Annotated in this window: 8 protein-coding genes and 1 pseudogene; 3 read left to right on the forward strand and 6 right to left on the reverse strand. The window is 68.1% G+C overall.

From position 1 onward, the window contains the following. Nucleotides 1–5: 5 nt before the first annotated feature. The 5 genes and pseudogenes from ABR737_RS43800 to ABR737_RS43820 all read right to left on the reverse strand — a co-directional run bounded on the left by ABR737_RS43800 (nucleotide 6) and on the right by ABR737_RS43820 (nucleotide 3871). Nucleotides 6–1214 (reverse strand): GNAT family N-acetyltransferase, encoded by a 1209-nt coding sequence (locus tag ABR737_RS43800; RefSeq protein WP_350257219.1) that lies wholly within the window; start codon nucleotides 1212–1214, stop codon nucleotides 6–8. A gap of 269 nt (nucleotides 1215–1483) precedes the next feature. Then, the gene (locus ABR737_RS43805; RefSeq protein WP_350257220.1) at nucleotides 1484–1714 is read right to left on the reverse strand and encodes a hypothetical protein; all 231 of its coding nucleotides are present in this window, start codon (nucleotides 1712–1714) and stop codon (nucleotides 1484–1486) included. Between the two features lie 35 nt (nucleotides 1715–1749). Then, nucleotides 1750–2349: a hypothetical protein gene (locus tag ABR737_RS43810; RefSeq protein ID WP_350257221.1), complete on the reverse strand. Its 600-nt coding sequence runs from the start codon at nucleotides 2347–2349 to the stop codon at nucleotides 1750–1752. A gap of 87 nt (nucleotides 2350–2436) precedes the next feature. Further along, a pseudogene (locus tag ABR737_RS43815) lies at nucleotides 2437–3423 on the reverse strand (IS481 family transposase). Nucleotides 3424–3505: 82 nt separating this feature from the next. Further along, nucleotides 3506–3871 (reverse strand): VOC family protein, encoded by a 366-nt coding sequence (locus ABR737_RS43820; RefSeq protein ID WP_350256656.1) that lies wholly within the window; start codon nucleotides 3869–3871, stop codon nucleotides 3506–3508. Nucleotides 3872–3966: 95 nt separating this feature from the next. Between ABR737_RS43820 and ABR737_RS43825 the strand changes: the two genes are divergently transcribed. After that, complete coding sequence (locus ABR737_RS43825; protein WP_350257222.1) at nucleotides 3967–4932, forward strand: helix-turn-helix transcriptional regulator; 966 nt, start codon at nucleotides 3967–3969, stop codon at nucleotides 4930–4932. A gap of 298 nt (nucleotides 4933–5230) precedes the next feature. Further along, nucleotides 5231–5719 carry a hypothetical protein gene (locus tag ABR737_RS43830; RefSeq protein WP_350257150.1) on the forward strand — a complete coding sequence of 163 codons (489 nt, stop codon included), beginning with the start codon at nucleotides 5231–5233 and terminating at the stop codon, nucleotides 5717–5719. A gap of 1258 nt (nucleotides 5720–6977) precedes the next feature. Here the strand turns inward: ABR737_RS43830 and ABR737_RS43835 are convergent. Next, nucleotides 6978–7232, reverse strand: a complete 255-nt coding sequence (locus tag ABR737_RS43835) for a hypothetical protein (protein WP_350248714.1) — start codon at nucleotides 7230–7232, stop codon at nucleotides 6978–6980. A 503-nt stretch (nucleotides 7233–7735) separates the two neighbouring features. On the opposite strand from ABR737_RS43835, the gene ABR737_RS43840 reads away from it, so the two are divergent. Continuing rightward, on the forward strand, nucleotides 7736–8761 hold the full coding sequence (locus ABR737_RS43840; protein ID WP_350248715.1) for an RICIN domain-containing protein: 1026 nt from the start codon (nucleotides 7736–7738) through the stop codon (nucleotides 8759–8761). Nucleotides 8762–8833: the final 72 nt, after the last annotated feature.

Genomic DNA, 8833 nt, shown 5'->3' on the forward strand with positions numbered 1-8833 from the left:
AGGTCTCATTTCCCGTCGGTGATCAGCAGTAATGGAGTGGAGCTCCGGGCAACGGCAGTGCATACACCTGGTACGGCACGGCGGTTGCGTCGTCGGCGGGCCGGTCGGAAGTGCCGGTGCGGGTGAACCGGCTTTGGCCAGGACTCGGCCGGAGGCCGGATTGTCGGGGTGTGCATGGCCTCCCGGCGCTCCAGGCCGGCGGTGGCGATGGCGAAGGCGGTGACGTGCTTGACCGCTTCGGTGGCGTAGCCGTTGCCCCAGGTGTCCTCGCGGAGGATGTAGCTGAGGGTGCCCAGGGACGGGGCCCGTCGCCGCAGGGCGATCAGGCCGATCATCTCGTCGGTGGCGAGGATGCCCCAGCTCCACTGTGCGCGCGGTGTCTCGGCGGCTCTGGCGAGGGCTGTGCGGATCTTCTCGTGGGCCTGGTCGAGGGTAAGGGGCTTGCCGGTGGTGTGCCGGATGGAGGCGCCGCTGTAGATGCGGGTGAGAGCTGGTGCATCGTCGGGGCCCAGGGCGCGCAGGGTCACCATGAGGCAGTCAGCTCCTTCACGGTGGGGCGGTCGGCGGGGTCGGGGCCAGGCACGCGGTGATGGCGTCCTCGGGTTCGGGAACGGGCCGCGGCCGGACGTCGCGCAGCGCTGTGGTGGTGCCCTTGGCGATGGCGGCCGGCTTCTCCAGCCGGTCGGTGGTGTCGTCGTAGGCGACGCGGCGGTGGCCGGTCCAGCACCAGAACAGGGAGGCGCCCAGGCTCCAGATGCCGGCGGGCGGCTGGGCGGGAATGTGGGTGTCGGCGGGGGTGGAGAGGATCGCGGTGGCGACTCGGGGGCGGTGGTGCGGGTGAGGGCGCCCCGGTAGGGGACGCGGCGGTCGGCGGCGGGGCCGCAGGCGAGGGCGTAGTCGATGACGGCGGCGTGGCCGTCGTGGGTGACGAGGGTGTTGGTGGGCTGGACGTCGGCGTGGGCCCAGCCGGCGGCGTGCAGGCGGGCGAGGCGCTCGGTCCAGGTGCGTGCGATGCCCGCGAGCCAGGGGCGGACTGCGGCACGGTCTCCTTCGGGGCCGCGGGCGAGGGTGAGGGCCCGCCACAGGGGTACGCCGTCGATCCAGGTGACGGCCAGCCACCGGCCGCCCTCCCACGTTCCGGCGCTCACCCGGTAGTCGGGGCTGAGGGCGCCGGCGGCGGTGAGGCGAAGGAGGTGGTCGTCCTCCTGGGCCATCTCGGCGGCCTTGTCGCGGGCGCCGTCGCCGTCGGGGTCGTTGGCTTTCCACGCGACGGCTCCCTTGGGCCTTGGATTTTCCAGGCCGGGAGCCGCGCCGATCGCTCAAAGGATCAGCGCAGCACAAGAGCGCCGGCACCTGTCGAAGTCCCGACCAACCAGTCGAAGACCGTCGGACCCTCGCCGGCACGCGCCGCGGCAAGATCTTTGCGGGACTGTCGGTCGGATGGTCGGCGACCGGAGCGAATTGGTCTTCCCAGTGCGGGGGATCAGCTGCTGAGGTCGAACACGCCCCACGCGGTGAACGGGTCGGCCCGGACGTAGATCCTGCTTCCTCTGCTGACAACCCGCCGGCGGCCGGGGGCGGCGCCCTCGGGCAGGGTGAGCAGGCCGACGTCCGTTGGCTCGACTGATGTTTCGGTGAGCTCTCCGCGGGCGAGTCGGTCCCGCTCCTCGCCGTAGCCGCCATGGAAGGCGACCTGCTCGCCGTGGACAGCCACCGCATGGGCGCCCCGTACGCGGTTCGCCCACACTCTCACGGGCCGGTCACGGCGGTCGGGGCACATCTCGACGAGTGGGAAGCCGTGTACGGGCACGCCCAGGCGGCGGTGCCCGACACGTTCAGGGCGTAGCAGTCGAAGAGACCGGGGATGGGGGCGCCGTCTGACGTCCAGGCAAGCCGGCCCGTGGCGCTCCAGCGGCGGATTCCGGCCGGGTTCTCGTCGAAGTGCCCGACCCAGATATGGCCGGACTCGTCCACGAGCAGGTGCTCGATGGCGTCCCCGACGGAGAAGGACGAGGTCTCGCGGCCGAGCGCGTCAAAGACCTGGACCTGGTCCGCGTCCTCGTACCGGCGGGCGCGAGACGCAGCGACGACGAACCCGCCGTCGGGCAGGCGGTCCAGGTGCGGCCAGCGGGCCCGTACGGCGCTCAGCTCGGTGAGTTCGACGTTGCCGCCCGGATCGACGGAAACGACCAGCGCGTTGAAGGGCAGGACATCGCCGCCGGGCTGCGGAGCGCGTTCGGCGAGCAGCCAGTGGGCGGCGCCGAAGACGTCGGCGGTACTGGTCAGGACGTGGCGGTCGTGGTGCGCTCGGGGCAGGTGGGCGTAGGGAACGAGGGCGGTCTTCTGCACGGGCGGGCTCTCCTGGGTGGGCGGTCACGGCCATCGGGCACTGCGGCAGTCGGTGGCGCGCGAGCGGTGGAGAGCGGAGCAGGGCGCCTAGATGTACTGATCGGGGAGGTTGATCAACCGTGAGAACGGGGGCTGGTTGCCGCAAGCGCTGTGCGGACGGTGCTGGTTGTACTGGTGCAGCCACGGTGGCAGAGCGTCTCGGCGTTGTTGCTCGCTGGTGTAGCAGCGGGCGTAGGCCCAGCCGTCGGCCATGGTGCGGTGGAAGCGTTCGACCTTGCCGTTGGTCTGCGGACGGTAAGGGCGCGTGTACTTCGGTGTGATCGAGAGGGTGTCGCACGTGTCGCGCCACAGGTAGGACCGGTAGGCGCCGCCGTTGTCGGAGAGAATCCTCTCGATGGTGACGCCGCGCTCGGCGAACCACTCCACCGCGCGATGCAGCACGCCGACTGCGGTCACGGCCGTCTCGTCATCGTGGACCTCGGTGTAGGCGACGCGGGAGTGGTCGTCGATGACGGTGTGCACGAACGCATATCCGAGCTTCGGGCCGCCGTAGGCGTTGCGTGACTTGCCCGGTGTCGCGACGCGGTGCTTCTCGCCTTGGCGGCGACCGACGTACCGCCAACCGCCTCCATCGGGGATGTTCCCGAGCTTCTTCACATCCACGTGCACGAGCGATCCCGGGTGGTCGTGCACGTACCGGCGGACGGGTTCACCTGTCGCTCGATCGACGTAGGCGAGTCGGTTCAGTCGGACCGATCGCAGGATTCGGTGCACTGTCGACGGGGCGATGTCGAGTCTCGCGGCGAGCTGGACGGGCCCTTCTCGCAGGCGCAGTCGCAGGCTGACGCATCACTTCGTCACGTTCTTGGGTATTTTGGTCGGAGATCTCCGGGGTCGTGAGGATCGGTCCTGCATGGACTCGCCTGCAAGGTAGCGATCGGCCCAGCGCTGTACGGTTGGCCAGGACACCTGGAATCGGGCCGCGACTTCGCTGGTCGGCCAGCCGTCGTCAACGACGAGTCGAGCGACTTTCAGACGGTGGCGCGGGGTGAGGACGGCGTTCGGATGTGACATGTTTGAGCTCCTGGACAGCCTGAAGGGCCGACCATCGGGTGCGGGCGGCCCTTCGACAACGTGTGGGTAGAGGGCGTGAAGATCAGTCCACCGGGGAGACCCGGATGAGGTTGCCGTCGGGGTCCGTGATGACGAACGTGCGACCGAAGACAGCGTCGTGTGGCTCCTCCGCGACATGGACTCCCTTCGAGACCCAGCTCGTGAAGATCTCGTCAATCCCGGTCGCTCCTCCTGGGACCATCAGTCCGACTTCGCTCGTTCGAGGGGTGTTCGGGACCGCACGCTCGCTGTAGCCCGTCCACAGCGCGAACAGGACGCCGGGAGCAACCTCGAAAGCTACGTAGTGGGGACTGATGAAGGTCGGTTCGATCTCGAACAGGTCGCTGTAGAAGGCGGTAGCGGTCTCGGCGTCGCGGACGCCGATCAGGAACAGGTTGGGTGCGGGCATAGTGCGCTCCTCAGATCGTTGAATTCTCGGTACTGCTCCAGTTGACCGCCGCATCGCGACAGAACCTGTCACCTTTTCTGCAAAGGTTGGTCAGTATGAAGGCTTCGAGGCTGTTGCATCTCTTGCTGCTCCTGCAGGCCCGTCAGCGCATCACCACCACCGAGCTCGCCGGACGTCTGGAAGTGTCTCGGCGGACCGTGCTGCGGGATGTCGAGGCGCTCTCGACAGCAGGTGTGCCTGTCTATGCCGAACGCGGGCGGAACGGCGGGATCGTCTTGCTCCCCAGTGCGCGGCTCAACGCATCGCATCTGGAACCATCAGAGCTGGAGGCACTCTCCGTAGCCGGTTTGGACAGCGCGCAACTTGAGCGTATGGGTCTGTCTGCGGTGTGGGAGTCGGCCGCGCGCAAGATCGCCGCTCGGCAGGCTGCAGCACCTGGATCGCCGAGCCTGCTGCAACTGGCGGACCTGGTGCTGGTAGACAGCACCGCGTGGTTTGCTGACTCAGAGGCAGGGGTCGACGTATCGGATCTGGCCTCGGCACTGCGACACCGCCGCCGGCTGCGAATCCAATACCGGCGCAGCGCCGAGAATCAGGCCTCAACGCGGGTGGTCGACCCGTACGGGATCGTCGCGAAATCCGGTCGCTGGTATCTCATCGCCGATGACCAGGGGAACGGTCGGCTGTTCGCTCTGGAACGACTCTCGTCCTACGAACAACTCGACGCGCCAGCTGCTCTCCGACCAAGCGAAACCCTCCGCACCAGATGGGCCGCGTTGAAGGAACGCACAGAGGGGCAAGGTCGCGTGAGCGTGACCGTCCGCCTGCCAGAAAATGGACTCGACCTGGCGCGGCGCATCCTCGGCAACCGCATCCACGACGTCTCCGACGCGGAAAACGGCTGGTGCACCGTCGTCGTCCGCTACCCCGACATCGAGTCAGTGCGTCAGCTCCTCCAGTTCGGCGACCACATCGAGATACTCACCCCAGAGACAGCCCGCGAACGCATCAGTCAGCTCGCCAGAGACCTGGTTGAAAGGCACTCAACCCCGGCCTCGTGACTGCCGAGCGGAACGCCCTGCTCTCAATCAACGTCTCCGGTCAGTACACCGGCATGGCCCTTTCTGGTCGTCATGAGGTGATCAACGTCGACATCCGACCTCGTGACAAACCTTTTCGGCGCGCCACCCCAACCGAGACCACCTCCCTCTGGAGGGGACGTCGAGCTGAGCTCTCGATCTACCGGGCAGTCCCAACTGCAGTGCTCAGTCACAGCGGTTACCGTGACTGAGCACTCCAGCCGGCCGGCGCAGGGCGAGGGGCGCGCGGGACTTACGGCAGAATCACGCTGTGACGTCCATGGGGCTCCTGGCCGAGCTGGAAGCCGGCATGGCAGAGCTGTCCACACCGATGCGGGTGTACGTGGCCGCGGGACGCTTCACCGAGCCGGAAGCCGACCTGCCACAGTTGGCGGCCCGGATCCGCACACTGCTGGTCGCGATCACGACGGACGAGGCCTGGCGGCGCTTCCTACCCGGGTACGCCCCACCGTCCGTCCCTGAGATCTGCGCTGCTCTGGAACCGGTGGACACGCACAGGGCCGCCCCGTTCCTGGCCCAGGTCGCGGCCGTCGACCTGCTCTGGCCGAGCCACCGGCACCTGCCCGCCGAGAGCGCCGAACCCGCGGCGGACCGAGTGGTGTCCCTGCTCGGATCAAAGGCCAGCTGGTGGACCAACCACGACGCCGAATGCGGCGCAGTGAACGGGCTCACCCCTCTGTTCGACAGTCTGCTCGCAGGAACGGACGGTGAGCACTTCGCGCTGGCCCTGCAGATCGCCGACGACTGAGCGCCCCATCTGGGCGGGCGCACGGCCAACCGTCAACAATGCCCGCATTCCTCCTCATCGACGCCGCAGCGCACTCAGCCCAGCTGGCGACTCGCCGCAGCCGTTCGCCTCACCGATCCCAATCCCTGCATCCGCCAAACGGGTCGGGTGGCCTGGTGATGAGCCGCGGTTCAGGCGTCGTCGGCTGCCTCGGCAAGAAGACCTGAGCCGTGTTCCGCACGCTGTTGACCGCGCTGGACACCGCGCTGGCGCGATCACTGTGCGGGCTAGTTGGTGCAGGTGTCGAGCATGGAGGTCAGCGCGGTCTTCTCGCTGTCGGTGGTGGTGAGTTTGCACACGGACTTCACATGGGTGCAGTCCTCGGCGTAGGTGCACCACAAGGCGTGCTTGGCCGGCTTCCAGTCGGCTGGGCCGCTGTCGCTCTTGGAGCTGTTGGAGGACTCGGAGGCGACGACGAGCTGGGGTCTTCGAGGTCGTTGCCGAAGGCTTCGCGCTGGTCCGTGGTCCAGGCGTCGGCGCCGGAGCGCCGGGCTTTGGGCGAGGGGACCATGTGGTCGATGGTGGCCTGGGCGACGTTGGTGACGGTGGCGTCGTCGTATACGGAGTACCACTTGCCACTGGCCAGCTGACGACACTTGTCGGACTCGTCGACGACCTCCTTGCCGCCGCGGGCGGCGTCAGCCCCCTGGGTCCACCCGCAGCGCCGGGCACATCATCCTTGGGCCGGTGACCGGTCCCCTTCTGCCGCAGTCGGTGCGGAGCCCGGCTCATGGCGTTCGTGTCTGTCCGAGGCCAGGTCTGAGGTGCGGCGGTGAGCTTGTCGAGGACGTGCGGGAGCAGGGCGTTGGCGTAGGCGCGGTGTGGCAGGTCGTGGATGGTGATGCGGCTCGAATGGGTGGAGAGCGGACGGTGGCGTCGTCGGCGGCTTCGCGGACATTGGCCAGGCGTTGAACGGAGGCCCTGTCCGTCTTCCCCAGGACGTCCTTCGACCACGTGGTCGAAGGACCGGTGCCCGAAGGCCGGTGGGATATGGCCGAGGATCGCGCGCAGCAGCATGTGGCAGGCGTAGGTGCGCTGTGCGGTGTAGTTGGCGTTGAGCTCGCGGGCGAGGCGGGCAGCTTGTCCAGCTGCCCGGTGGTGCGGGCGGCTTCGAGGCCGCCGATCAGGCCTTCGTCGATGTAGGGCCGAAGGCGGGCTCGGCAGCCGGGCGGCGGTCCGCCCCTTCTTACGGAGGGACGGACCGTTTGAAGTACCTGGATCAGCGCAGCAGCAGGTACAGGTGGAAACTCCTGGACGAGGTCCAGTCGCAGCGCCACCGTATGACGTTGGTGTGGTTGTCCTTCCACCACTGACCGCTGCGCTCGCACGCGGCGCTCTTGTTGAATGTCTCTTTGGTGTCGTACCAGGACGAAGAGACCGTTGACGGAGCAGCAGTCGCCGTCGCTGGCACGGCGACAGCGGCAGTAGCAGTAGCACCCAGAACAGCCGCCGCGACGGCCAAACGCATTCTCATAGGTGGACTCCCCTTGCAGTGAGGGACGTGGGACGGTTACCCGTGCTCGGGATTCCCGTCGGGCCGGATGTTGCGAGCTTGCTCCCTCGGTCTGGGGATGTCAGCACACAACCTGTCCGGGACATGTTCGGAACAGGTGCCGGACATGTCCGGGCTGATCAGCCGGGCAAGTCGGACTGTTGTCCGCGTTCACTGTCGACGACCGGCGCGTCGGCACAGTCCCCACCGCTCCTGTTCTTCACCATCCGTACGCCGGTCCAGTGGTCACCCGTCTTGCGGTTGACACCGACGTCTCGGCACGCGGCGAGAGGGCGCAAACCAGAGAATCTTCCCTCAGGCGTCGAAGACCGCCCCTGCGGTCCCAGTACGGGCAACCCACCCTCCCCGCCCCGATTTGCGATCCCGCGCCCCGAACAGCTCGATTTGCTCTTGTGTGTCCAGCTCACGCTTGCGAGCCTGTCCGGTGTTCCGAACACGGGGGAAAGCGGAGGGAGTGGGCGGACATGCCCGACGAGCAGCCACCCGATCCCCGGCGAGCCAGGACTCCGGCGGAGTTCGTCGTGGTGATGCGGCTCATGAAGGACCGTTCAGGCCTGACGTACCGGCAGCTGGCCGTGCACGCCGAAGAACGCGGGGACGCGCTCCCGGCCAGCACCCTTGCCGGTACCCTCAGCCGCGGTTCCCTTCCCCGCCCCGAGGTCGTGGAGGCTTTCGTCCGCGCCTGCGGTGGTTCTCCGCGCGACGTTGAACGCTGGCTGAGGGCCCACCGCGACCTGACCCGCAGCAGCCCCCATACCACCGCCCCCGAGGACACCACGGCGGCGGGCGACACCGACACAAGCGGCACTCACCAGGGAAAGCCGTCCCCTGAACAGGGGACGACTCCGGGACCGAGGAGGCCGGCACACGGTCGCCTCATCGGCAGCGTCTCCTTGGCCCTGCTGGCCGTGACCGGCGGCTCCCTGGCGCTCACGCGCCTCACCCGGGAGGAAACAGCCCCGGCACATATCATCGGTGCGGCTCCGGCCTCCGCCACGCCCCGCGCCGCGCTCCCCGGACCCCAGCCGGGCATCTACCGCATCCGTTCCGCTGCCTCGTCGCTCTGCCTGTCCGAACGAGAAGAGGAGAGCAGCGGCCGCATCTACCAGGCCACCTGCGCCAAAGCCGTCCCGGTCTACTCCGTCGAGCCGATGGAAGACGGCACCTACCGGCTCCGCTCCCTCCACCCGGTCTTCGGCAACGGCTGCCTCGGCGTGACGGGCGGGAGCACACACACAGGCGCCCAACTGACGAACGACTACTGCGGCCACCGCGGAAACGCCGAACACTTCCAGCTCCAACCCGCCGGCCACGCCCGCTACCGACTCGTCCCCACCCACACCGGCGCCTGCACCTCGATCCACGGAAGCCCACCGACGCAATGGACCCCCGTGATCCAGCTTCCCTGCCGCACAAAGGACCCAAAGCAGCTTTTCCTCCTCGACAGCCGCCCCCCACCGACACCCGCACCCTCCATCACCAACAACTGACCCAACCGCACCAACCCCACCACAACGCCACAGCGCCACAGCGCCACAGGCACCACAAAACAGCCAAAAACA

The organism is Streptomyces sp. Edi2, assembly GCF_040253635.1.
In the GTDB taxonomy this organism is placed as follows: domain Bacteria; phylum Actinomycetota; class Actinomycetes; order Streptomycetales; family Streptomycetaceae; genus Streptomyces.

Coding starts and splice junctions, on each gene's coding strand:
- ABR737_RS43820 (WP_350256656.1), bottom strand. CDS start 3,871: ATGCCCGCACCCAACCTGTTCCTGATCGGCGTCCGCGACGCCGAGACC.
- ABR737_RS43835 (WP_350248714.1), bottom strand. CDS start 7,232: ATGAGAATGCGTTTGGCCGTCGCGGCGGCTGTTCTGGGTGCTACTGCT.
- ABR737_RS43840 (WP_350248715.1), top strand. CDS start 7,736: ATGCCCGACGAGCAGCCACCCGATCCCCGGCGAGCCAGGACTCCGGCG.
- ABR737_RS43800 (WP_350257219.1), bottom strand. CDS start 1,214: ATGGCCCAGGAGGACGACCACCTCCTTCGCCTCACCGCCGCCGGCGCC.
- ABR737_RS43825 (WP_350257222.1), top strand. CDS start 3,967: ATGAAGGCTTCGAGGCTGTTGCATCTCTTGCTGCTCCTGCAGGCCCGT.
- ABR737_RS43830 (WP_350257150.1), top strand. CDS start 5,231: ATGGGGCTCCTGGCCGAGCTGGAAGCCGGCATGGCAGAGCTGTCCACA.